At 72.1% G+C, this 23,429-nt stretch carries 18 protein-coding genes; 3 read left to right on the top strand and 15 right to left on the bottom strand.

Features of this window, described 5'->3' with window-relative positions; all coding sequences use genetic code 11:
• Positions 1–124: 124 nt before the first annotated feature.
• Entirely contained in the window at positions 125–1,564 is a 1,440-nt protein-coding gene (locus tag ACH4TP_RS14095) for an endo-1,4-beta-xylanase (protein ID WP_398437786.1), read from the top strand.
• A gap of 62 nt (positions 1,565–1,626) precedes the next feature.
• Here ACH4TP_RS14095 and araD read toward each other — a convergent pair whose 3' ends face one another.
• The 10 genes from araD to ACH4TP_RS14045 all read right to left on the bottom strand — a co-directional run bounded on the left by araD (position 1,627) and on the right by ACH4TP_RS14045 (position 14,665).
• Entirely contained in the window at positions 1,627–2,340 is a 714-nt protein-coding gene (gene araD / locus ACH4TP_RS14090; RefSeq protein ID WP_398190182.1) for an L-ribulose-5-phosphate 4-epimerase AraD, read from the bottom strand.
• A 47-nt stretch (positions 2,341–2,387) separates the two neighbouring features.
• Entirely contained in the window at positions 2,388–3,896 is a 1,509-nt protein-coding gene (gene araA, locus ACH4TP_RS14085) for an L-arabinose isomerase (protein WP_398437784.1), read from the bottom strand.
• Between the two features lie 79 nt (positions 3,897–3,975).
• Positions 3,976–5,682, bottom strand: a complete 1,707-nt coding sequence (gene araB / locus ACH4TP_RS14080) for a ribulokinase (protein WP_398437782.1) — start codon at positions 5,680–5,682, stop codon at positions 3,976–3,978.
• 349 nt (positions 5,683–6,031) lie between these two features.
• Entirely contained in the window at positions 6,032–7,042 is a 1,011-nt protein-coding gene (locus tag ACH4TP_RS14075; protein WP_389225502.1) for a LacI family DNA-binding transcriptional regulator, read from the bottom strand.
• Between the two features lie 182 nt (positions 7,043–7,224).
• A complete protein-coding gene (locus ACH4TP_RS14070) occupies positions 7,225–8,295 on the bottom strand; it encodes an aldose epimerase family protein (protein WP_398437780.1) in 1,071 nt (356 codons plus the stop codon).
• A 129-nt stretch (positions 8,296–8,424) separates the two neighbouring features.
• Positions 8,425–9,432, bottom strand: a complete 1,008-nt coding sequence (gene yjfF, locus ACH4TP_RS14065) for a galactofuranose ABC transporter, permease protein YjfF (RefSeq protein ID WP_389224969.1) — start codon at positions 9,430–9,432, stop codon at positions 8,425–8,427.
• Entirely contained in the window at positions 9,429–10,550 is a 1,122-nt protein-coding gene (locus ACH4TP_RS14060; protein ID WP_389224971.1) for an ABC transporter permease, read from the bottom strand. Before ACH4TP_RS14060 ends, yjfF begins: the two co-directional genes overlap by 4 nt.
• Positions 10,547–12,124 carry a sugar ABC transporter ATP-binding protein gene (locus tag ACH4TP_RS14055; RefSeq protein ID WP_398437778.1) on the bottom strand — a complete coding sequence of 526 codons (1,578 nt, stop codon included), beginning with the start codon at positions 12,122–12,124 and terminating at the stop codon, positions 10,547–10,549. Before ACH4TP_RS14055 ends, ACH4TP_RS14060 begins: the two co-directional genes overlap by 4 nt.
• 66 nt (positions 12,125–12,190) lie before the next feature.
• Complete coding sequence (locus ACH4TP_RS14050; protein ID WP_389224975.1) at positions 12,191–13,183, bottom strand: ABC transporter substrate-binding protein; 993 nt, start codon at positions 13,181–13,183, stop codon at positions 12,191–12,193.
• Between the two features lie 513 nt (positions 13,184–13,696).
• Positions 13,697–14,665 carry an acetylxylan esterase gene (locus tag ACH4TP_RS14045; protein ID WP_398190163.1) on the bottom strand — a complete coding sequence of 323 codons (969 nt, stop codon included), beginning with the start codon at positions 14,663–14,665 and terminating at the stop codon, positions 13,697–13,699.
• 283 nt (positions 14,666–14,948) lie between these two features.
• Between ACH4TP_RS14045 and ACH4TP_RS14040 the strand changes: the two genes are divergently transcribed.
• On the top strand, positions 14,949–15,980 hold the full coding sequence (locus tag ACH4TP_RS14040) for a helix-turn-helix domain-containing protein (protein ID WP_398190160.1): 1,032 nt from the start codon (positions 14,949–14,951) through the stop codon (positions 15,978–15,980).
• A gap of 131 nt (positions 15,981–16,111) precedes the next feature.
• On the top strand, positions 16,112–17,104 hold the full coding sequence (locus ACH4TP_RS14035; protein ID WP_398437775.1) for an alpha/beta hydrolase: 993 nt from the start codon (positions 16,112–16,114) through the stop codon (positions 17,102–17,104).
• A gap of 11 nt (positions 17,105–17,115) precedes the next feature.
• Here the strand turns inward: ACH4TP_RS14035 and ACH4TP_RS14030 are convergent, their stop codons facing one another.
• The 5 genes from ACH4TP_RS14030 to ACH4TP_RS14010 form a co-directional block, all read right to left on the bottom strand.
• Entirely contained in the window at positions 17,116–19,374 is a 2,259-nt protein-coding gene (locus tag ACH4TP_RS14030) for a helix-turn-helix domain-containing protein (RefSeq protein ID WP_398437774.1), read from the bottom strand.
• A 24-nt stretch (positions 19,375–19,398) separates the two neighbouring features.
• Positions 19,399–20,112, bottom strand: a complete 714-nt coding sequence (locus ACH4TP_RS14025) for an alpha/beta fold hydrolase (RefSeq protein WP_398437772.1) — start codon at positions 20,110–20,112, stop codon at positions 19,399–19,401.
• A 44-nt stretch (positions 20,113–20,156) separates the two neighbouring features.
• Positions 20,157–21,065, bottom strand: coding sequence for a helix-turn-helix domain-containing protein (locus ACH4TP_RS14020; RefSeq protein ID WP_398190149.1), 909 nt, complete (start codon positions 21,063–21,065; stop codon positions 20,157–20,159).
• A gap of 41 nt (positions 21,066–21,106) precedes the next feature.
• Entirely contained in the window at positions 21,107–21,958 is an 852-nt protein-coding gene (locus ACH4TP_RS14015) for an alpha/beta fold hydrolase (protein ID WP_398190146.1), read from the bottom strand.
• Positions 21,959–22,095: 137 nt separating this feature from the next.
• Positions 22,096–23,343, bottom strand: coding sequence for a PucR family transcriptional regulator (locus tag ACH4TP_RS14010; protein ID WP_398437770.1), 1,248 nt, complete (start codon positions 23,341–23,343; stop codon positions 22,096–22,098).
• Between the last annotated feature and the right edge of the window lie 86 nt (positions 23,344–23,429).

The raw sequence follows: 23,429 nt of genomic DNA, 5'->3' as shown, positions 1-23,429 counted from the left end.
GATTCCAGAGGCATCACCGATACTTTCCGCAGCCCCATTCCCTGGACGCGGACATTACCGCCGCGGATTCCTTCCGCCGCGTGCTCTCCCCCCACCCACGATTTCCCTTGCCGGAGGTCCTTCCATGCGTTCTCACGCCATTGCCCCGCCCGCAGTCCGCCGGAAAAGAGGCGGCCTGATCGCGGCGCTCCTCGCGGGCGCCCTCGGGTCCGCCACCCTGCTGGCGGCGCCGGCCTCTCAGGCCGCCGAGAGCACGCTCGGCAGCGCGGCGGCGCAGAGCGGCCGCTACTTCGGCACCGCCATCGCCTCGGGCCGGCTGGGCGACTCGGCGTACACGTCGATCGCGGCCCGCGAGTTCAACTCGGTGACGCCCGAGAACGAGATGAAGCCCGACGCCACCGAGCCCCAGCAGGGGCAGTTCAACTTCACCGCCGGTGACCGCGTCTACAACTGGGCCGTGCAGAACGGCAAGCAGGTGCGCGGCCACACCCTGGCCTGGCACTCCCAGCAGCCCGGCTGGATGCAGAGCCTCAGCGGCAGCACGCTGCGCCAGGCGATGATCGGCCACATCAACGGCGTGATGGCCCACTACAAGGGCAAGCTCGCCCAGTGGGACGTCGTGAACGAGGCCTTCGCCGACGGCACCTCGGGAGCCCGGCGCGACTCCAACCTGCAGCGCACCGGCAACGACTGGATCGAGGTCGCCTTCCGCACCGCGCGCGCCGCCGACCCCTCCGCCAAGCTCTGCTACAACGACTACAACATCGAGAACTGGACCTGGGCCAAGACCCAGGCCGTGTACTCCATGGTCAAGGACTTCAAGCAGCGCGGCGTGCCGATCGACTGCGTCGGCTTCCAGTCGCACTTCAACAACGACAGCCCGTACAACAGCAACTTCCGCACCACCCTGCAGAGTTTCGCCGCCCTCGGCGTCGACGTGGCCGTCACCGAACTCGACATCCAGGGCGCCTCGGCCACGACCTACGCCAACGTGACCAACGACTGCCTGGCCGTCCCGCGCTGCCTCGGCGTCACCGTCTGGGGCGTGCGCGACACCGACTCCTGGCGAGCCGGGGACACACCGCTGCTGTTCAACGGCGACGGCAGCAAGAAGCCCGCCTACACCTCCGTCCTGGGCGCCCTCAACGGCGGCTCCACGACGCCCACTCCGAACCCCTCCCCCGGCACCGGGCCGATCAAGGGCGTCGCCTCGGGCCGCTGTGTGGACGTCCCGAACGCGTCCACCACCGACGGCACCCAGGTCCAGCTGTGGGACTGCAACGACCGCACCAACCAGCAGTGGACGCTGACCTCCGCCGGTGAACTCAGGGTCTACGGCGACAAGTGCCTCGACGCCGCCGGCACCGCCAACGGCTCGAAGGTGCAGATCTACAGCTGCTGGGGCGGCGACAACCAGAAGTGGCGTCTGAACTCCGACGGAACCATCGTCGGCGTCCAGTCCGGCCTCTGCCTCGACGCGGCCGCCAACGGCACCGCCAACGGCACGCTGATCCAGCTGTACACGTGCTGGAACGGCACCAACCAGCGCTGGACCCGCGCCTGACCGCTGAGTCGAGCCGCACCAAAGAGGGGAGCCAGGAGGAATCCTGGCTCCCCTCGGCGCTGTCAGGCGGAGGCCGGGTTGCCGTAGTAGGCGTCGGGACCGTGCTTGCGCGTGAAATGGCGGTCCAGGACGTGCTGCGGGGGTTCGACCGTGCCCAGGGCGATGGTGTGGAGGGCCATCTCGGCCACCGCCTCGCAGATGATGGCGTGCTCCAGGGACGCGGTGGCGTCGGCGCCCCAGGTGAAGGGGCCGTGGTGGGCGACCAGGGCGCCGGGAACTTCCCTGGCCCGGGTGTCGTCGCGGCCCAGCAGGTCCACGATGACCTGGCCGGTGTTGTACTCGTAGTCCGTGGCGCACTGCTCGGGGGTGAGGGCGTCGGTGACGGGGACGGGACCGTTGAAGGTGTCCGCGTGGGTCGTGCCGAGCACCGGTATCGGACGCCGGGCCTGGGCGAAGGCGACGGCGTGGGCGGAGTGCGTGTGGGTCACGCCTCCGATGGAGGGGAAGGCCAGGTAGAGGCTCCGGTGCGTCTCCGTGTCGGTGGACGGCCGCAGGTGACCTTCCACGACGCTGCCGTCGGACAGGGAGACGACGACCAGGTCCTCCTCGCCCAGTACGTCGTAGGCCACGCCCGAGGGCTTGATGACGAAGACGCCGGCTTCTCGGTCCACACCGCTCACGTTGCCCCAGGTGAGGGTGGCGAGGCCGGCCCGGGGGATGCGGAGGTTGGCCTCCAGTACCTCTCGGCGCAACTCCTTGGAAACGGTCGTGCTCACGGAGGACTCCGTCCTGGTGGGGGTGGAGGCGGGGGCGGCGGGGGTGCTCACAGGCTCTGGGCCAGGCGGTGGTAGGCCTGGTTCCAGCGCAGCTCGCGCGTGAAGCGCCGGACGGTGGTGTCCTCGTCGATGACGGCGAGTTCGGTCCGCAGCATCTCGGCGAGGTCTTCGAGCTCCTCCCCGCCGAGGGCGGTGGTCAGGACGGTGTGGTGCGGCGCTCCGGCCGTCAGCCAGGCCTCGGTGGAGGTACGCAGGTCGGGGCGTGGACGCCAGACGGCGCGTGCGACGGGGAGCTTGGGCAGCGGCTCGGGCGGGGTGACGACGTCGATGTGGTTGGCGACGAGGCGGAACCGGTCGCCCATGTCGGCGAGACCGACGACGACGGCCGGGCCGGGGTCCGCGTCGAAGACGAGGCGGACCGGGTCCTCGCGTCCGCCGATGCCGAGCGGGTGGATCTCGCAGGCGGGCGTCGCCGTCGTGAGCGAGGGGCAGACCTCGAGCATGTGGGCGCCGAGGATGAGTTCCCGGCCGGGCGTGAGGTCGTAGGTGTAGTCCTCCATGAAGGAGGTGCCGCCGGGCAGGCCGTGGGCCATCGCCTTCAGTGTGCGCAGCAGGGTGGAGGTCTTCCAGTCTCCTTCGCCGCCGAAGCCGTAGCCGTCCGCCATCAGACGCTGCACGGCGAGCCCGGGCAGCTGGCGCAGGCCGCCGAGGTCCTCGAAGTTGGTGGTGAAGGCGCGGAACCCGCCTTCGGTCAGGAAGGTGCGCAGGCCGGCTTCGATGCGGGCGGCGTAGCGCAGGGATTCGTGGCGCTCACCGCCGGGCCGCAGCTCGGGGGCGAGGGCGTAGAGGTCCTGGTACTCCTTGACGAGGGCGGTGACGGTGTCCTCGTCGGCGGCGTCGACCGTGGCGACGAGGTCGTTGACGCCGTACGTGTTGACCGAGACCCCGAACCGCAGCTGTGCCTCGACCTTGTCGCCTTCGGTGACGGCGACGTCGCGCATGTTGTCGCCGAACCGGGCGAGCCTGAGGGTGGTGAGTTCGGACCGGCCGACGGCGGCGCGGGCCCATCCGGCGATGCGGTCGACGACTTCGGGGGTGGAGACGTGGCCGGCCACGGTCTTGCGCGGGACGCCGAGGCGGGTCTGGACGAAGCCGAACTCGCGGTCGCCGTGGGCGGCCTGGTTCAGGTTCATGAAGTCCATGTCGATCGTGGACCAGGGCAGTTGGCGGTTGGCCTGGGTGTGCAGGTGCAGCAGTGGCTTGCTCAGGGCGTCGAGGCCGGCGATCCACATCTTGGCCGGGGAGAAGGTGTGCATCCAGGCGATCAGGCCGATGCAGCGGTCGTCGGCGTTGGCCTCCAGGCAGATCGCGCGGATGGCGGCCGCGTCGGTGAGGACCGGCTTCCACACCAGGCGCACGGTCATCTGGGGCTGGTCGGCGAGGGTGGCGCAGATGGCGCGGGACTGGTCGGCGACCTGGGCCAGGGTGTCGTCGCCGTAGAGTGCCTGACTGCCTGTCAGGAACCAGATCTCACGGTCGGTCTTGGCGAGCGTCATGTCGGTTGTGCTCCTCGGAGGTACGGGGGCGGAGAGGTCGGGCCGCAGGAGAGGCCGCGGGGGCGGGGAGGCGGTCCGGTCAGTCGGTGGTGGCGGCCCGCGCGGCGTTGCGGATCCGCCGCAGACGGTGCAGGAGGAGGTCCGCGCCGGTGCCGAAGTGCTCGTACAGGGCGCGGTACTCGTCGAACAGCGCGTCGTAGGCGTCCGCCCGCGCGGGGTCGGGCAGGTAGGCGTGGCGCCGGACGCCGCCCATGGCGGAGGCGGCGGAGCGGACGTCGGGGTAGGCGCCCGCGGCGACGGCGGCGTGGATGGCCGAGCCGAGCGCCGGCCCCTGCTCGGAGGTGCCGACGGAGACGGGACGGCGGAGCACGTCGGCGTAGATCTGCATGAGCAGGGCGTTCTTCCTCAGTCCTCCGGTGACGATGAACTCCTCGACGGGGATCCCGCCGTCCTCGAAGGCCTCGACGATCAGCCGGGTGCCGTAGGCGGTGGATTCGAGCAGGGCCCGGTAGACGTCCTCGGGTCGGGTGTCGAGGGTGAGGCCGGCGATGACTCCGGAGAGGTGGTGGTCGACCAGGGGGGAACGGTTGCCGTTCATCCAGTCCAGGGCGACCAGCCCGTGCGCGCCGACCGGCTGGTCGGCGGCCTTGCGGGTCAGGAGCTGGTGGAGGTCCTCGCCCGAGGCCTGCGCCTCTGCGCGGTAGTGGTCCGGTACGCCCTGCCGGAGCCACCAGGCGAAGATGTCGCCGACGGCACTCTGGCCGGCCTCGTAGCCGTAGGCGCCCTCGACGATGCCGCCGTCGACGACCCCGCAGATGCCGGGGACCTCGGCGAGGGTGGCGCCGTTGAGGACGTGGCAGGTGGAGGTGCCCATGATGGCGAGCATCCGGCCGTTCTCGACGGCGCCCGCCGCCGGTGCGGCCACATGGGCGTCGACGTTGCCGACGGCGACGGCGATGCCCTCGGGGAGGCCGGTCCAGTGCGCGGCCGGGGAACTCAGTCCGCCGGCCCGGGAGCCCAGGGGGGAGAGCGGGTGTTCCAGGCGCGTGGCCGGGAAGTCGGCGAAGTCCGGGTGGAGCCCTGCCAGGAAGCCGGGCGAGGGGTAGGCGCCGTCCTGGTGAATGCCCTTGTAACCGGCGGTGCAGGTGTTGCGGGACTCGGTGCCGGTCAGCTGCCAGACGATCCAGTCGGCGGCCTCGATCCAGCGCGCGGTCGCGGCGTAGACGGCCGGGTCCTCCTCCAGGACCTGCAGGGCCTTCGCGTACTGCCACTCGGCGGAGATCTTGCCGCCGTACCGTGCGATCCACTTCTCGCCGCGGGCGTGGGCGAGGGCGTTGATGCGGTCGGCCTGCTCCTGGGCCGCGTGGTGCTTCCACAGTTTGGGCCAGGCGTGCCTGCGGTCGGCCCACTCGGGCGTGAGGGCGAGCGGGGTGCCGTCCGGTGTCGTCGGCAGGACCGTGCAGGCGGTGAAGTCGGTGGCGAGGCCGATGACGCGGGCGGGGTCGACCCCGGCATCGGCGAGCGCCGCCGGAACGGCGGTGCGCAGGACGTCGCGCCAGTCCTCGGGGTGCTGCAGGGCCCAGTCGGGGGGCAGGGGGGCTCCGGTGGAGGGGAGACGGTCCTCGATGACGGCGTGGCGGTACTCGTGGACCGCCGAACCGAGTTCGGCGCCGTCCCGGACCCTGACCACGACGGCACGCCCGGAGAGGGTGCCGAAGTCCACTCCGATGGTGCAGGCCTCGGGATGGTGACGGGCCGCGAGGTCGGAAGGGGCGTGTGTGGTCACGATGCGATCTCTCTCGTCCAGGAGCGGGGTCAGGGGAAACACTCTGATTGTTAACGCTCACAATTGTGTTGGACAAGAGCTGGGCGCAGTTCTGTCGAACATCGGCAGGAAATGGAAGCCCGGGGAGTGAGCGCTCACGCCCATGCCGGAGGTGGCCCCCGCACCGCGACCGACCCGACAGGACGCGGGGCGGCCGGCGGGGAGGGCGGAGCGGCCGGTGGGGGTGACGGTCGGCGGGGTGACGGTCGGCGGGCGCTCGCGCGAGAACCGGGACGCGCCCGCCGCCGGACCGCGGACGGGAAGCCGGCCGCCGGCGGCCGGGAGGCGGCGGCGGGAGCCGCCCGCCTCGTCAGGCCTCGTGCGGAGGGCGCGTGCTCGCGCGCATGATGAGCTGCGGTTCCACCAGGAGGTGCTCGGGCTTCCGGGCGCGACCCTCGATGTGGTCCACCAGGAGCCCGATGCTCCGGCGCCCGATGGCGGCGAAGTCCTGGCGGACCGTCGTCAGCGGCGGAGGGAAGTACTCGGCCTCCGGGATGTCGTCGAAACCGGCGACGGCCACCTGACCGGGCGTGCGGATCCCGCCCTCGCGCAGCGCCCGCAGGACGCCGAGCGCCATCTGGTCGTTGGCGACGAAGACGGCCGTGACCGGTGTCGTCCCGCGGCGGGCCAGGGCGAGTCCCGCGAGTTCCTGTCCCGCCCGGTACCCGGACAGCGGGCTCCAGTCCCCCGTCAGTACGCGCGGGGGTCGGATGCCGCTCTCCTCCAGGACGGCGCGCCACCCCGCGGCGCGGGCCTCGCTCTCCAGCCAGTCGTCGGGACCCGCCACGTGCCAGACGGTGCTGTGTCCGGCGGCGAGCAGGTGCTCCGTGACCATGCGGGCGCCGAGCTCCTGGTCGAGGGAGACACCGGGCAGGTCGAGCTGATGGCCGCCCTCCACGGTGACCACGGGGAAGGGCGCGTCCAGCTCGGCGAGCGCGTGGACGTGCGAGCGTTGCGGGGTGATGGCGATGACGCCCTCCACGCCCCAGGAGGCGAGGTGGTCGATGGCGTCCTTGAGCCCCTGCCCCTCTCCGCTGCGCAGGCTGACGGTCGAGACGAGGTAGCCCTCCTCCCTGGCCGCCTCCTCCAGGCCGGTCAGGGTGCTGGCGGGCCCGTACAGGGCGGTGTTGACGGCGATGACGCCCAGCGTCCTCGTACGGCGCGTCACCAGGGCGCGTGCGGCGGAGTTGGGGCGGTAGCCCAACCGCTCGATGGCCAGGGTGACCTGCTCGCGGGTGGCCGCGCGCACGTTGGGATGACCGCTCAGCACCCGGGAGACGGTCTGGTGGGAGACCCCCGCCTCTCGCGCGACATCGGCCATCGTCGGCGGGCGGACGTCTCCTGCGGGATGCGCCACGTTCGCCTCCCTTCTCCCTGCTTACGGCTGTGTGTCGATGTGGGAAAAACCTTAGCGCCTCTCGTATCACGCCCTTGTGAGCGCTAACAACCCTTCCTCGGCCGGAACGCCGAAGCCCTGGCCACCCGGCCGTGTCCGGAGCGGCGTCAGTCGCGCGTACCGAACCGCAGGACCGTCCTCGACCGGTACTCCTCGCCGGGGCGCAGCACCGCGGACGGGTCACCGGGGCGGTTCGGGGAGTCGGGGAAGTGCTGGGTCTCCAGCGCGATGCCGGCGCCCGCCCGGTAGGGGGTGCCGCTCTTGCCCAGGACCGTTCCGTCGAACTGCCCCGCGGTGTAGACCTGGAGCCCGGGCTCCGTGGTCAGCACCTCCATGCGGCGGCCCGTGGACGGTGCGTGGAGGACGGCGGCCGGGCGGAGCGCGTCGTCGTCGCCGTGCGGGCTCAGTACGAAGTTGTGGTCGTACCCGCCGCCCGCCCCGGGCCGGGCCTGGGCCTCGGCGATCCTGAGCGGCCGGCGGAGGTCGAACGCGGTGCCGGTGACGGGGCGGTGGTCCCCGCAGGGGATGAGCTCCTCGTCGACCGGTGTGTAGTGGTCGGCGTGGACGGCCAGTCGATGGTCGAGGACGTCGCCGGCGCCCTCGCCTTCGAGGTTGAAGTAGGCGTGGTTGGTCAGGTTGACCAGGGTGGCCGCGTCGGTGACCGCCGCGTAGGAGAAGGAGAGTGCGCTGTCGCGGCCGATGAGACAGCTGACGGTGACGTCCAGGTTCCCCGGGAATCCCTGGTCTCCGTCGGGGCTGCGGAGGTGCAGGAGCACACCGGTCCACTCCGGGGTGTGCACGCTCTCGGCTTCCCAGAGCCGGTTGTCGAAGCCGTCGGCTCCGCCGTGCAGGCAGTGCCCGTTCTCCTGAGCGGACAGCTGGTACGTCTTCCCGTCCAGGGAGAACCGGCCCCGTGCGATGCGGTTGGCGTAGCGGCCGACGGTGGCTCCGAAGTACCGGGCGGCAGCCGTCCGGGCCGGGTCGCGGGGAGCGAGGACGACGTCGGCCGGAATGCCGTGCCGGTCCGGCACCCACAGTCCGTGGAGGCGGGCGCCGCGGGTGTGCACCTCTGCCGTCAGTCCGCCGGGAAAGCCGAAGGTCCATCGTTGCCCGGCATCCGTGTCGGCGTGGCAGACCGGTGGACCACCGGTGAAGGGCGGAAGGGAGGGCGGGGTCATGGAAGTTCCTTGTCCGGAGTGCGGAACGGCCGGGAAAGGAGGTCGAGGGCCCCGCTCTCCCGGCCGTGATCGTGGTGGTCGGTGGCCGGTGGTGGGCGGTCCGCTCGGGACCGGGCCCGCCCGGGAGGCCTAGCGCGCCGGACGGGAGCCGCCGAAGAGCCGTTGGAGGAGGATGAAGACGAACAGCAGGCCGCCGATGACGATGCGCGTCCACCATGAGCTGAGCGTGCCCTGGAAGCTGATGATGGTCTGGATCAGACCGAGGACCATGACGCCCAGCGCGGTTCCCAGGACGAAGCCGGAGCCTCCGGTGAGCAGCGTCCCCCCGATGACGGCGGCCGCGATGGCGTCGAGCTCCATGCCGACGGCGTGCAGGGCGTAGCCGGACAGCATGTAGAAGGTCAGCAGCAGGCCGCCGAGGGCGGAGCACAGGCCGCTCACGGCGTAGACCGCGATCTTGGTGCGTCCCACGGGCAGGCCCATGAGGCGGGTCGAGGACTCGTTGCCGCCCAGCGCGTAGACGGTGCGGCCGAAGCGGGTGTGGTGGAGGACGACGAAGGCGACGGCCAGGACCACCAGGGCGATGACCACGGCGGGCGAGACGAACAGGCCACCGGGCAGGAGCACCCGTGTCTGCGCGATCCGCGTGGTCGTCGGGTCCGTGATGGAGATGGACTCGGTGCTGATCATGTAGCAGAGGCCGCGGGCGAGGAACATGCCCGCGAGGGTGACGATGAACGGTTGGATCTCGAAGGCGTGGATGACCCAGCCCATGAGGGCGCCGCCGCCGGCGCCCACGAGCAGGACCACGGGCACCGCGAGGGCGAGCGGCAGGCCGTTCTCCTGGACGAGCCAGGCCGTCAGCATGGTGGACAGGGCCACCATGGAGCCGACGGACAGGTCGATCCCGCCGGTGAGGATGACGAAGGTCATGCCGATGGCGACGACGAGCAGGAAGCCGTTGTCGATGAGGACGTTGAGCAGGACCTGCGCGGAGAAGAAGCCTTCGTAGTTCAGGGAGCCGACCGAGAACATCGCGACGAGCAGGGTGGCCGTCACGATGAGCGGGAGGCGGGTGGCATGGCGTACCGAGAACCGCTGGAGCGGCTTGGTGAGGGAGCTGAGGGTGGTGCTCACGGGTGGACCTCCTGCCGGCGGGCCGTCACGTCGGCGGCGGGGGCCGGCACCGGTGCGACCGGTCCGCGCCTGCCGCGCTTGCGGGAGAGCCGCGCGCGGAACGCGGGCGACTGGACGAGACAGACGACGATGACCACCAGGGCCTTGAACACGAGGGTGGTCTCCGGCGGTACGCCGAGGGTGTAGATCGTGGTCGAGAGGGTCTGGATGACGAGGGCGCCCAGGACCGTGCCGCCGAGGGAGAAGCGGCCGCCGGTGAGGGCGGTGCCGCCGACGACGACGGCGAGGATCGCGTCGAGTTCGATCCAGAGGCCCGCGTTGTTGCCGTCGGCGCTGGACACGTTGGAGCTGATCATCAGGCCGGCCACCGCGGCGCACAGGGCGCTGACGACGTACACGGTGACGAGGAGTCCGGACGCCCGGATGCCGACGAGACGGCTGGCCACCGGGTTGCCGCCCACCGACTCGATGAGCATGCCGAGCGCGGTGCGCCGGGTGACGAGGGAGGTCACGGCGACGAGCGCGGCGGCGAGCAGGACGGCGAAGGGGAGGGTGAGCCAGTAGCCGCCGCCGATCATCTTGTAGGCGGGGCTGGACACGCTGATGATCTGGCCGTCGGTGATGAGCTGGGCCACGCCGCGCCCGGCGACCATGAGGACCAGCGTGGCGACGATGGGCTGGACGCCGAGCCGGGCGACGAGGAAGCCGTTGAGCAGGCCGATCGCGGCGGCGACGCCGAGCGCGATCACGATCGCGGTGAACACGGTGGAGAGGCTGCCGGGATCGGCCGCCGAGGCGATGTGCTCGCATGCGAGGGCTCCGGCGATGGCGACCGTCGAGCCGACCGAGAGGTCGATGCCCCGGGTCGCGATGACCAGCGTCATGCCGAGTGAGACGAGGATCAGCGGGGCGCCGAACTGGAGGATGTCGACGAGGCTGCCGTACAGGTGGCCGTTCTGGACGCGGACGGCGAGGAAGTCGTGGGTGAGCGCGACGTTTCCGAGCAGCAGGGCGGCGAGGACGGCGGCGGGCCAGAACAGGGGGTGTCCGGTGAGCCGCCGGGTGCCGGGCGCCCGGGCCGGGCGCGTACCGGCGCCGGTGTCGTCAGGTGGGGTCATGAGGTGGCTCCGGTGGCGATGGTGCCCAGGATGCGGTCGGGCGTCAGGGTGGTGTCGTTGGGGAGGGTGGCGACGAGGTGGTGGTCGCGCAGGACGCCGACCCGGTGGCTCAGCCGCAGGACTTCCTCCAGCTCGGCGGAGATGTAGAGGACCGCCGTGCCCTCCGCGGCGAGGCGGCTCACCAGGCGCTGGATCTCCGTCTTCGCGCCGATGTCGATGCCCCGGGTGGGTTCGTCCAGGATGAGCAGCTCGGGATCGGTGAGCAGCCACCGGGCGAGGAGCACCTTCTGCTGGTTGCCGCCGCTGAGGTTGCGGACCTGGGCCTCGGGGGCGGCCGGGCGGATGTCGAGGACCTCGATCCACCGGGCGGCGATCTCGTCCTGCCGGGCGCGGGAGAGGGGCTTGGTCCAGCCGCGCGCGGCCTGGAGGGCGAGGACGATGTTCTCGCGGACGGTGAGTTCGCCGATGAGGCCCTCGGCCTTGCGGTTCTCCGAACAGAAGGCGATCTTGTGGGCGATGGCGGTGCGCGGGGAGCGCAGCGCGGTGGGTTCGCCGTGGATCCGCAGCTCGCCCTCGTCGGCGTGGTCGGCGCCGAAGAGGAGCCGGGCCACCTCCGTGCGTCCCGAGCCGAGGAGTCCGGCGAGGCCGATGACCTCGCCGCGGTGGATGTCGAGGTCGTACGGCTGGATGGACCCGGCCCTGCCGAGTCCGGCGGCGCTCAGGAAGGGGACGTCCGTCCGGTCGCCGGTGGTGGCGGTGCCGGTCTGGGAGGTCTCGGCGAGCTCGTCCAGGGTGCGGAGTTCGCCGCCGACCATGCGGTGGACGAGGGTGACGGGGGTCAGCTCGTCGATCCGGTACTCGCCTTCGAGGCGGCCGTTGCGCAGGACGGTGACCCGGTCGCACAGGTCGAAGACCTGGTCGAGGAAGTGGGTGACGAAGAGGATGGCGACGCCCCGGTCCCGCAACCGGCGCACCAGGGCGAACAGTTGGGCGACCTCGTCGCGGTCGAGGCTGGAGGTGGGCTCGTCGAGGACGAGCACCTTCGCCTGGACGTCCACGGCGCGCACGATCGCGACGAGCTGCTGCACGGCGATCGAGTGCGCGCTCAGCGGCGCGCGGACGTCGAGGTCGAGTTCGAGCTCGGTGATGAGCCGCTCCGCGCGCGCGTGGAGGGCCGACCAGTGGACGAGTCCCAGGCGCCGGGGTTCACGGCCGATGAGGATGTTCTCGGCGACGGAGAGGTTGGGGCACAGGTTCACCTCCTGGTAGACCGTGCTGATCCCGGCGTGCTGGGCTTCGAGGGGTTCGGCGAACCGCCGCTGTTCCCCGTCGACGGTGACGGTTCCGGCGTCGGGCGGGTGGACCCCGGTGAGCACCTTGATGAGGGTGGACTTGCCGGCGCCGTTCTCGCCCATCAGCGCGTGGACCTCGCCGGGGAAGAGGCGCAGGGCCACGCCGTCGAGGGCGAGGACGCCGGGGAAGGCCTTGCGGATGTCACGGGCTTCCAGGACGGGCCGGCCGGTGGTGGCCGGTGCGCCGGGGGTGGGTGTGCGGGGGGTGGGTGGGGCTGCCATCCGCCCTCCTCTCCTGAGGGTCCGGGGGCGGCGCGAGGGCCGCCCCCGGTGCGTGCGGGCGAGGGGTCAGTACTGGCGGCCGGGCAGGGCGGCCTCGGCCTGGTCCTGCGTGAAGACGCCTTCCTTGGTCTCGACGCGGCGCGGGACGTCCTTGCCGGCCGCGACCTTCTTGGCGAGGTCCATCAGCTGGTCGCCGAGGAGCGGGTTGCACTCGACCACCACGTTGATCTTCTTGTCCTTCATGGCGACGAAGGCGTCCTTGATGCCGTCGACGGAGATCACCTTGATGTCGGTTCCCGGCTTCTTGCCCGCTTCCTCGATGGCCTGGATGGCGCCCAGGGCCATGTCGTCGTTGTGGGCGTACAGGACGTCGATGTCCTCGTGGGACTTGAGGAAGGCCTGCATGACCTCCTTGCCCTTGGCTCGGGTGAAGTCGCCCGTCTGGGAGGCGACGATCTTGAACTTGGACTCGCCCTTGATGGCCTCGGCGAAGCCCGCCTTGCGGTCGTTGGCGGGGGCGGAGCCGGTGGTGCCCTGGAGCTCGACGACGTTGACCGTGTCGGAGGTTCCCGCGTACTCCTTCACGAGCCACTTGCCGGCCTCCTGCCCCTCCTTGACGAAGTCGGAGCCGAGGAAGGTCCGGTAGAGGGAGGTGTCCTGCGAGTCGATGGCGCGGTCGGTGAGGATCACGGGGATGCCCGCGTTCTTGGCCTCCTTCAGGACGGTGTCCCACCCGGACTCCACCACCGGGGAGAAGGCGATGACGTCCACCTTCTGCTGGATGAAGGTGCGGATCGCCTTGATCTGGTTCTCCTGCTTCTGCTGCGCGTCGGAGAACTTCAGCTCGATGCCGGCCTTCTCGGCCGCCTCGCGGATGGACTTGGTGTTGGCGGTGCGCCACCCGCTCTCGGCTCCCACCTGAGCGAACCCGATGACCAGCTTGCCGTCGGAGGAGCCCTTGCCGGGGCTGCCGGTGGCCGCGGGCTCGGTGGTGCAGGCGGTCAGCATGCTGCCGGCCAGGGCGGCGGCGGCGATGACGCGGAGGGCTCTGTGGGCCATGTCGTGGTTCCTCTCGGGACGTGCGTCGTACCAGGCGGGGCCCTGAAGGCGATGGGCACCGTGCAGGGTGGCTGCGCAGGGGTGGTCGAGCCGGGCGAGGCAGGACGAAGCGTCGGCCCCGGCGGTCGGTGAGCTGGCGAACGCGACACATTGTTAGCGTTAACAGAGTGGTTACTCAAGGGCTCGTACGGTCGTTACCCGTTCTTGATGCACAGGAGCGGGTCCGCGACGGGGTGCGGAGAGATCCCCGAGGCCCGGAGGAGCACACGGCGACCGAGGGGGCCCAACTCTCCGGACCCCCCTGCGACCTGGGCCCGAACCCGAGAGACCCACCGCCCACAGGCCCGACACGGCGACGTGGCACGGAGCCTCGACGCCCAGAATTTGTGAGCGTTAACACTTATGATCAATCCCGCCGCACGGGAACGTCCCTTCCGGGCATGGACGATGCGCCACCACAGCAGCGTCGACCGGCGGTCGATCGCCGCCTGTTCACATAGCGCGCCCGAAGCGTCAGGCGTACGACCGCAACCAGCGCAGCTTGGCCGCCTCGTGGTACGGGCCGCCGCCCTCGTGGTCGTTGAAGTCGTAGACCTCGATGGCCTTGTCGGAGCCGCCCCAGGCGTTGAACGCGGCGAAGACGGTCGACGGCGGGCAGGTCTGGTCCTCCAGCGCCGCCGAGAACAGCGCGGGCGCTCGACCGCGGGCGGCGAAGTGGACGCCGTCGAAGTACGACAGCGTGCGCAGGGCGTCCTCGGTGCGGCCGCGGTGCGTCCTGAGGTAGAGGCCGACCTCGCGGTACGGGTGCCGGTCCGTCAGCGTCGTGGCGCGGGGGAAGTCGCACAGGAACGGCACGTCCGGCGCCACCGCGACCAGGTCCGGCACCAGACCGCCCACGGCGATGGTGATGCCGCCGCCCTGGCTCCCGCCGAGCGCCACGGTCCGCGAGGCGTCCGTCAGCGGGTGCGAGCGGGCCGCCTCCACCGCGCGTACGGCATCGGTGAACACGCGCCGGTAGTAGTAGTTCTCCGGGGCGTCGATGCCCCGGGTCATGAAGCCGGGGTACGCCGGAGCGCTGCCCGCCGGGTCGGCGGTGCCGCCACCGCCGCCCCAGACGCTGCCCTGCCCCCGGGTGTCCATCACGAAGTGCGCCCGGCCGCTGGACGCCCACAGCAGGTCCTCGTGGGGAAGACCGCGCCCGCCGCCGTAACCCATGAACTCCACGACCAGCGGCACCGGTTCCTCGGCCTCGGCCGGCAGCCGCAGCCAGCCCTTCACCGGGTGACCGCCGAAACCGGCGAACGTCACGTCGTACACCCGGACCGTCGCCAGTCCCGCGTCGACCTGCTCGAAGCGGGCGTCCAGGTCGAACCCGCGTGCCTCCTGGAGCGTCTCGGCCCAGAAGGCGTCGAAGTCCTCGGGAGCGACCGATTCGCTGTGATACCCGCGGAGTTCGTCGAGGGGGAGGTCGAAAAGGGCCATGCGGGGCCGCCTTCGCTAGGTGGGGTGATCGACCACACCGTACGTGGGAGCGCGCCCATCCCACCAGAGTCTCCCGATCCGCCCGTGGACCGCCTGCTGGTCCCGGGCGCGCGGCCGGCGGCGCGTTCCGCCGATTCCTGCCTGTGGTTCTGCCTGGAGACGGGGACGGCCCGCTGATTGGCTGTCGGTGCGGGCGGGAACCCGGCCGCCTCCTCCGGGCGGGCGTGGCGCCCTGTTCCCACCCGTGGCAGCCCCGGAGTCACTTCCCCTGAGCGGAGAGAAATTGAGCGTGGTGTTGACGACCGCCTCCGTGCCGGACCGGGACAAGGTCGCGTACTGGAACGACGCGGTGAGCAGGACGCTGGTGCCGATGGAGGTCGCCCCTCGCGGCGACGGGCCGTTCGACGGCCGGATCGCCACCGACCGCCTCGGATATCTGCAGGTCTCCACCGTGGAGGCCGACGCGAAGCGGGTCAGCCGCACGCCGGCGCTCATCGCCGGGTCGTCCGAGGCGCTGGTGGCGGTCGGTGTCCAGATGTCGGGCACGGCCACCTTCGTCCAGGACGGCAGGCGGGCCGAGGTGGGTGAGGGCGACCTGGTGGTGTACGACACGACCCGGCCGTACTCCTTCGACTATCCGCAGCGGTTCACCACGCACGTCTTCCAGCTTCCGCGCCGCACGCTGGGCGTGTCGGACGGCGACCTCCGGCAGGTGACGGGCAACGCCATCGGCACCGGGGACGGCTTCGGCGCGATGCTGCGCCCGTTCCTGGCCACCCTGGCCTCCTCCCCCGCCGACGGCTACCCGCCGGCCGTGGCGGACCGGCTGGCCGGCAACGTCGTCGAGCTGTTCGCCACCCTGATCGCCGAGCGGGCCCACCCGGGCGGCACGGACACCGACGCGCCGAGCCATCTGGTGCTGCGCGTCCGCGACCACATCAACCGGAACCTGGGCGACCCGGACCTGTCACCGGAGCGGATCGCCCGGGCGCAGCGGATCTCCGTCCGGTACCTGCACCGGCTGTTCGAGGGCGAGGGGACCACGGTCGGCCAGCTCATCCGGCAGCGGCGCCTGGAGGAGTGCGGCCGCGAGCTGGGCCGCCGCGGCGGGACCGCCCCCACCGTGTCCGCCGTGGCCCAGAGGTGGGGCTTCGTCAGCCCCGCCCACTTCAGCCGCTCCTTCCGCGCCGCCTACGGCGTCTCCCCCCGTGAATGGCGCAACCTGCGCACCGCCCGGGAGGGCCCCGGGGGAGCCCCGGCGGTCGCTTCGGCGTCCGGGAGCGCCCCCCTGGACATCGCGCCGTCCAGCGGGTGAGGTCCCGCTCCGGCCGCCCCGTGCGGCGGCGCCCGGCACCGGCGGTCACCGCACGGCGTTCCGCCGCCCGGGCCGGGACCTGCGCGCCGCATCGCCCCTTCGCTTCAGCCCCTCCCGGCAGGAGACCGTGTGTGACCGACTTCGTCCCCCCGTCCCCTCGACCAGTCCTGGACCGCCCCACGCTGGCGTTCGTGTCCCGGCACGCCTGCCCGCCGTCGGCGCGCGACCAGGACGTGGAGCGGGCCCGTCTGGACCTCGCGCGTCTCCAGGGCGCGGACGGCCCCGACCCCCGCGACGAGGGGGCCGTCTCCACGGAATGGTTCGCCCTGCCGGGCGGGCCGACCGGCCACGTGCGGGTGCAGGTGGTCAGGCCGGCCGACAGCGCCGAGGGGACCCCCGTCGTGCTGTTCCTGCACGGTCTCGGCTGGGTCCTGGGCGACGCCGGAACCCATGAACGCCTGGTGCGCGCCTTCGCCCTCGGCACGGACGCGGCCGTGGTCTTCGTCGACTACGAGCGCGCCCCCGAGGCGCGGTATCCGGTCGCCGTCGAGCAGTGCTACGCGGTCGCGAGGTGGATCTGCGAGCGGGGCGGCGAGATCGGTCTGGACGGCAGCCGGATGGCCGCGGTGGGCGACTCCGCGGGCGGCAACCTGGTGGCGGCGCTGACCCTGCTCGCCAAGGAGCGCGGAGGTGTGCGGCTGCTGCAGCAGGTGCTGCTCTGCCCGGTCACCGACGCCGGCTTCGAGACCTCCTCGTACCGGGAGTTCGCCACCGGCTACTTCCTCGACGGTGCGACCATGCGCTGGTTCTGGGACCAGTACCTGCCCGACGTACGGCAGCGGAACGAGGTGACCGCGTCGCCGCTGCGGGCGTCCCTGGAACAGCTCGCCGGTCTGCCGCCGGCGCTGGTGGTCACCAGTGAGGCCGACGTGGTGCGCGACGAGGGCGAGGCGTACGCGGCGAAGCTGCGGGCGGCCGGCGTGCCGGTGGTGTCCGTGCGCTACCACGGGACGGTCCACGGCTTCGTGGTGCTGGATCCGCTCCGCGACACGGACGCCGCCCGCGCCGCCCTCGTCCAGGCTCTCGACACCGTGCACGTCGCCCTGCACCGGCACCGGGGCTGAGCCCGGCGCGGTCATTCCGCGGGGAGCGTGTCCAGGAGCTTGCGCGCGGCCTTCAGCTCCTTGTCGTCGGCCGCGTCCCCAAGGGCGAGGACCTGGCGGAGGGCGTGGCGGGCCTCCCCGGTCTCCCCCAGTTCGATCAGGGCCTCTCCCAGGAGCAGCAGCTGTTCGGCCTCCCGGTGGGAGACGCCGATGCGGCTCGACTGGGCCTGGGCGCTGCGGAGGTGGGCGGCGGCCTCCCGCCACCGTCCCAGCGAGACGCAGTCGGCGCCGAGCGCCTGCGTCGTGTGGGCTCGGAAGATGTCGGCGACGTGCCCGCTCACCGGGCAGTCGGGCGCGTCGAGGAAGGCCATGACGCGCTGGTGCTGGGTCAGGGCCTCCTCGGCACGGCCGAGCAGGCGGAGGGCGCTTCCGTAGAGGCGCACCGCCTGGGGCCAGACCTCGTAGTGTCCGGCCTTTTCCGACAGCTCGACGGCGGCGAGGGTTCTGTCCGCGACCATGTGGGCGTCGCCGAGCAGCTGGTACCCGCTCGCCGCGTGCACCAGGGCCGAGACCTGCTGGTGGACGTCCTGGGCGCGGCGGGCGTGTTCCAGTGCCTCGTCGGCCTGTTCGACGGCTTCCCGGTAGCGTTGCTCGCAGCTGTTCAGGGCCCAGGAGTGGCAGTTGAGGTGGAAGGCCCGCTGGTACGGGTCGTCGAGTGCGGCGGCGGCCCCGGCGGCCAGGCGGAAGACCTCGGGCCAGTGTCCCCAGTGGACCCACAGGTCGCAGAACCACTCCATGGCGTACGCGGTCTCCACGACCCGGGTGTGCTCGCCCCGCCGGGCGGCGCCGCGCAGCGCGGCCAGCCAGGAGGGGGCTTCGTTCTGGAGCCAGGCGCGGGCTTCCTCGGCGCTCTCCAGCGGGACAAGGCCTCGCCAGGAGGGCGGCGGGGCCCCGTACTTGGGCTTGTACCAGCGGCCGGCGACCACGGCCGTCTCCAGGAGCCAGGCGCGCAGCCGGTCGTCGGCCGCTTCCCGCTCGGCGGGTTCCTCCTCGCGGGAGAGCCGGGCGCGGGCGAAAAGCCGGAGCAGGTCGTGCAGTTGGTAGCGGCCGGTGAAGGCGGCCTGGAGCAGCCCGGCCTCGACCAGCTCCTCCATCACGTCCTCGGCCTCGAAGACGTCGGTGGCGGTCAGCGCGGCGCCGTAGGCGGCGGTCATGTCCGGGCCCGGCACCAGGCTGAGCAGCCGCAGCATCCGCGCGGCCTCGCCGGTCAGCTGACGGTAGGACAGTTCGAAGGCCGCCTCCACCCGTACGTCGCCGGCGGCGAGCGCGCCCAGGCGGCGTTCCTCGTCGGCCAGCCGCCGGACCAGGTGGTCGACGGTCCATCCGGAACGGACCGTCAGCCAGTTCCCCGCCACCCGCAGGGCCAGCGGCAGCCGCCCGCACAGCTCCGCCACCCGTGCCACGGCCCCGGCTTCCGCGTCCGCGCGCTCCTCGCCCAGGATCCGGCGCAGCAGGTCGACCGCCTCGTCCTGCCCCATCTCCGCAAGGGGGAGGCGGTCGACGGCCTCAAGGCCGGTCAGGGGCCGCCGACTGGTGACGAGGACCAGGCTCCAGCCGCCCGCCGGCAGCAGCTCGCGCACCTGCCCCTCGTCGCGGGCGTTGTCCAGCACCACCAGGCACCGGCGGTCGCCCAGCAGCGCCCGCAGCAGCCCCGCGCGGCCCTGGTGGTCCTCCTTCGCCAGCCGGCGGTCCGACACGCCGAGGGCCTTCAGCAGCTTCAGCAGCGCCTCGCCCGTTTCCACGGGGCCGTCCACCCCGTGCAGGTCCACCACGAAACAGCCGTCGGGGAACTTCTCCGCCAGATCCGCCGCCGCCTTCAGCGCCAGCGTCGTCTTCCCGCACCCCGGAGGACCCGAGACGACCCATACCGACGCCTCCTTGCCGTCCGGGGTCCGTTCCGCGGCTTCCCGCAGGAGCGCCAGCTCCGGTTCGCGCCCCGTGAAGTCCCCCACCGAGCGAGGCGGCACGACCGTTCCCGCCGCCGCGACCGTACGCGTCGGACGCGCCGCCCGCGCCGTGGTCAGCAGCGCCTCCCGCTCGTCGTCCGTGAGCCCGAGCCCCTCCGCCAGGGCAACCACCGTGCGCCGCTGCGGAACCAGACTGCGCCCCCGCTCCATGTCGCCGATGGCCCGGACGCTCACGCCCGACGCCTCGGCCAGCTCCTCCATCGTCAGACGGTCCCGCTGCCGCAGGCCGCGCAGAACGGTCCCGAAGGACTTCTTCCCGTACACGACTTCCCTTTCCGGCTCGGTCGGTCAGCCGGTCGCTCGTATCGCCGTTCTGATCAGGTCGGCGACTCTGGTGGGTTCGGACAGGGCGACGGCGTGGGAGGCGTCCGGGAGCTCGACGACGACGGCGCCGGCCCGTGCGGCGCCGAAGCGCTGGACGTCGGGGCCGATCGTGCGGTCGGCTCCGGCCACCAGGGCCCAGGACGGTTTCGTCCGCCATGCCGCCACGGCGGCGGCCTCGGTGCACGCGGCCGCGGCGAGCGGGCGTTGGGCCACCGCCAGGGCGCCGGAGACTTCCTCGGACACGTCCGCCGCGAAGACGGAGGGAAATGCCGTCTCCTCGATGGTGACCTCGACCGCGGGGGCGCCGTCGTGGAGCGGATAGGTCCACTCCTTCAGGTGGTCCGTCAGCGGAGGTCCGGGGCAGCGTTCCTGGAGCCGGCGGAGGCTCTCGCCCTCCTGGGGCACGTAGGCGGCCACGTAGACGAGCCCCACGACGTTCTCCGCGGTGCCGGCCACGGTGATCAGCGCACCGCCGTACGCGTGGCCGACGAGTACGGCAGGACCCTCGACCCGCGTCAGGACGGAGGCGAGGTAGGCGGCGTCCGACGCCAGGCCCCGGAGCGGGTTCGGGGGAGCGATCACCGGGATGCCGCTGCTCCGCAGTTCCGCGATGACGCCTATCCAGCCGGTCGCGTCGGAGAAGGCGCCGTGCACGAGGACGACGGTGGGGTGGGGCATGCGAGCTCTCTTCTCGGTGTCGGACGTGGCGGAGCGCGCGCGTCTCACGGCCGTCGCTCGTCCGGGGCGTCGGCGGTCACCGGCGCGAAGGCCGAGGTCGCCAGGGCCTGCCATTCGCTGGGGGTCATGCCGTAGGCGCCGCGGAACGTGCGGCTGAAGTGCGAGGGGCTGCTGAAGCCCCAGCGGTGTGCCATCGCGGCCATCGTGATCCTCCGGGTGGAGCGGCCCAGCTCGAACCGGCAGGCTTCGAGCCTGCGCTGCCGCACCCACTGGCTCACCGTGCTGCCGTCGTTCTGGAACAGCTTCTGCAGGTACCGGACGGAGATGTGGTGGGCGCGGGCGATCGACTCCGGTGAGAGGTCCGGGTCCATCAGGTGTTCCTCGATGTGGGCGTGGATGCGGGACAGCATCTCGTTGCCGGCCCCGGAGGGGTCGTCGGCCGCGTCCGTGGTGTCCGCTTCGAGGAGCTCCACGACCAGGACGGAGAGGAGGTGGACGGCCGTCCGGGCACGCCGGTCCCCGATCGTGGACCGGCGGAATTCCGCCTTGGCGGCCAGCGCGGTCAGGAAGTCGGACGCCAGCGCCCCGATCCCCTCTCCGCCGCGTACGGGGACGCCGAGCACCCGGTCCAGTTCCGACTCCGAGACGCCCAGGTAGCACCGGGGCACCCGGAAGAAGATCATCTGGCAGTCCTCGCCGAACCGCAGCAGGTGGCGTCGGGCCGGGTCGCAGAAGACCAGGTCGTTCGGCTCCAGCAGGGTCCTGGCACGCTCACGGCCGACGGTGACGGCCCCGCGGACATGGACGCCGAGGTAGACGTGGTTGCTGTCGTCCGTGTCCGGCAGCTCGGAGAGCATCCGGACCAGCCACCCCGAGCGGGAGGAGGACGCGGTCGGAGCGGGCGCCTGCCGGGGCACCCGTTCGGGCGCGCGGGACATCAGTGTGAGGGACATGCTGGTTCCTAGCCGTAGGTTCGTGCGGGCGGAGGGCGGGCTCAGGCCCCGTTCGCCGGCTCCTCGGCCAGGAACTTCTCCACCACGGCGTTGAAGGCCGGCGGGTTCTCCAGGAAGGGGAAGTGCGAGCTCGCCACGTCCGGGGCGAAGACGTGCAGGCGGGCGCCGGGAATCCGCTCGGCGACGAAGCGCTGGGAATCGGGGTGCACATGGCTTCCCTCGCAGCCGATCACCAGGGTCGGCACGTCGATCCGGGGCAGCACGTCCCGCCAGTCCTGCGCACAGTGGTCGAACAGCAGCGGCACGCCCGCATGGGCGGGCGTCGACCGGATCTCCTCGGCGACGAAGGCCAGCACCTCGGGGTCGGGTTCGCCGGAGAACATGCCGCGCACGAAGTCGGCGCGGATCGTGTCGCCCTCCGGACCCGCGAGGGACGCGCCCAGGTAGAGCAGCCCCGACACGTCGAAGATGGCGCCGGACTCCCGCTGCTCCCGCTCGGTCATCCAGGGCACGGCGGCGACCGCCGCCGGCTGGTCGACGGCGACGAACCGCCGGATCCGGCCGGTCCCGTACTGGTCGACGAAGCTCCACCACACCGAGACGCCCATGGACCAGCCCAGTGCGTCGAACCGTTCCAGACCGAGGTGGTCGACGAGTTCGAGCACGTCGCGGGAGAGACGCGCGATGCGGTAGCCGTGGTGCGGCTTGTCCGACCGCCCGTGGCCGCGCAGGTCGACGGTGACGATCCGACGGACGGGTGCGAGCCCCTCGGTCTGGTGCCGGAACATCGCCTGCGTCTGCCCCCAGCCGTGCAGCATCACCAGCGGGACGCCGTCGCCGCCGGTGTCCTGGTACGCGAGCCGCACGCCGTCCGTCGTGATCAGTTCCTTCATGACTCTCCCCTGGTCAGAGGCGGTACGTCGTCCCCGCCCCTCCCGAACATCATCGAATGGGGCCCGTCGCCCGCACCACCGCGAGCTGTAGGAATCGGGCCGTGGATCCTCCTCGCTCTGTCGAAGCGGATCCGGGGTCACGGGGCCCCGTCGGCGCCCGGAGCGAGGAGCTCCCCGATCCTGAGTCCGAGGTGCAGGGTGAGCCGGTGGGCGCCGTCGTCGAGGTCGAGTCCGGTGATCTCCTGGATCTGGCGCAGGCGGTAGTACAGCGAGGTGCGGTGGATGCCCAGCGTCTCCGCGGTCCTGGGGATCGAACCCGCGTGTTCGAGGAAGCAGCGCAGGGTGTCCCGCAGGCGGTCGCCGCCGTGGGCCTCGGCCAGCGTGCGGAGCGGCTTCGGGACCAGTGACGCGTTCAGGGCGTGCTCGGGGAGCTGGAGCAGCACGGCGAGCTCGCCGAGGAGTTCCCAGTCGCCGATGCCGTTCAGGGAGGGCAGTCGGCGGGCCGCACGGGCCGCGACGAGCGCCTGCTCGTACGACGTCCACGCGCCGTCCAGACCCGAGTGCCGGCCGCCGACGCCGATCACCGGGTCCGCCGACGGGTCCAGGAAGGTGCGGAGTTCGTCGAGGATGCGCGCGGACTGGTCGGCGACCTCGTCCTGGTGCGGGGGCCGGTCGCGGAGCTGGAGCAGGAGCGCCCGCTCCTTGCCGATCGCGATGAGTCCCTGGGCGGAGCGCGTCTGCCGGTATCCCTCGAGCGCGGCCCACAGCGCGGCCTCGGACTGGCGCACGGGCTCCGTCCCGCAGGTCAGCTGGACGACGGTGACCAGGACGTGCTCCGCCGCGCCCAGCAGCCCCGTCTCCTTGGCGCGCCGGTGCGCGGTGGTGCGTGCGGCGACGTCGGCGCCGACGAGCGCGAGGGCCAGGTCCCGCTCGTCGGTCTTCCGGGTGTCGGCGGCGATCTGCTCTCCGTACATCTGGGCCGACATGGCCTCCGCTGCCCGGGCGATGGCGGCGACCTCCTCCTCCCCCAGCGTCTTCTGGGGGACGACCACCACGAGCAGCCCGAGGAGATGCCCGCGCTCGCGCAGCGGCACGACGTAGCGGGGCAGCAGTCCGAGGTCGTCACGGCCGTCGATGAAGCCGGGCCTCGACCACCGGGTCACGCCCTGGTCGAGGACGTAGCGGATGGCCGCGTTGTCGGCGCGGCCCTGCAGCAGGGTGCCGATGCGCACCGGATCCTCGTCGCCGAAGTGGCGGCTCGTACAGACCATGCGGACCAGCGGGTCGTCGACGGCGACGGACCGGCCGAGCCGTTCCGCGAGCTCGTCGACGAGTGCCTGGAGCTCGGGGCTGCCGGGGCGGGCTCGCTGGAGCCTTACGGTCATGCGTGGTTCCTCTCGATCGGTCGTCCCCGCGGACTTCTCCCTTCCGCGGTTCTCGACCAGTCTGAGGAAACGACGACGTCGGCACA

This window comes from Streptomyces sp. NPDC021012 (assembly GCF_044333355.1).
In the GTDB taxonomy this organism is placed as follows: domain Bacteria; phylum Actinomycetota; class Actinomycetes; order Streptomycetales; family Streptomycetaceae; genus Streptomyces.
This window is presented reverse-complemented; position numbering and strand designations above follow the sequence as displayed.

Bases quoted from the DNA above. Each gene is read 5' to 3' on its own strand.
- ACH4TP_RS14075 (WP_389225502.1), bottom strand. From the start codon at position 7,042: ATGGCCGATGTCGCGCGAGAGGCGGGGGTCTCCCACCAGACCGTCTCC.
- ACH4TP_RS14095 (WP_398437786.1), top strand. From the start codon at position 125: ATGCGTTCTCACGCCATTGCCCCGCCCGCAGTCCGCCGGAAAAGAGGC.
- araA (WP_398437784.1), bottom strand. From the start codon at position 3,896: ATGACGCTCGCCAAGACCGACCGTGAGATCTGGTTCCTGACAGGCAGT.
- ACH4TP_RS14050 (WP_389224975.1), bottom strand. From the start codon at position 13,183: ATGGCCCACAGAGCCCTCCGCGTCATCGCCGCCGCCGCCCTGGCCGGC.
- ACH4TP_RS14010 (WP_398437770.1), bottom strand. From the start codon at position 23,343: ATGACCGTAAGGCTCCAGCGAGCCCGCCCCGGCAGCCCCGAGCTCCAG.
- ACH4TP_RS14045 (WP_398190163.1), bottom strand. From the start codon at position 14,665: ATGGCCCTTTTCGACCTCCCCCTCGACGAACTCCGCGGGTATCACAGC.
- ACH4TP_RS14055 (WP_398437778.1), bottom strand. From the start codon at position 12,124: ATGGCAGCCCCACCCACCCCCCGCACACCCACCCCCGGCGCACCGGCC.
- ACH4TP_RS14025 (WP_398437772.1), bottom strand. From the start codon at position 20,112: ATGCCCCACCCCACCGTCGTCCTCGTGCACGGCGCCTTCTCCGACGCG.
- ACH4TP_RS14015 (WP_398190146.1), bottom strand. From the start codon at position 21,958: ATGAAGGAACTGATCACGACGGACGGCGTGCGGCTCGCGTACCAGGAC.
- ACH4TP_RS14020 (WP_398190149.1), bottom strand. From the start codon at position 21,065: ATGTCCCTCACACTGATGTCCCGCGCGCCCGAACGGGTGCCCCGGCAG.
- ACH4TP_RS14060 (WP_389224971.1), bottom strand. From the start codon at position 10,550: ATGACCCCACCTGACGACACCGGCGCCGGTACGCGCCCGGCCCGGGCG.
- ACH4TP_RS14070 (WP_398437780.1), bottom strand. From the start codon at position 8,295: ATGACCCCGCCCTCCCTTCCGCCCTTCACCGGTGGTCCACCGGTCTGC.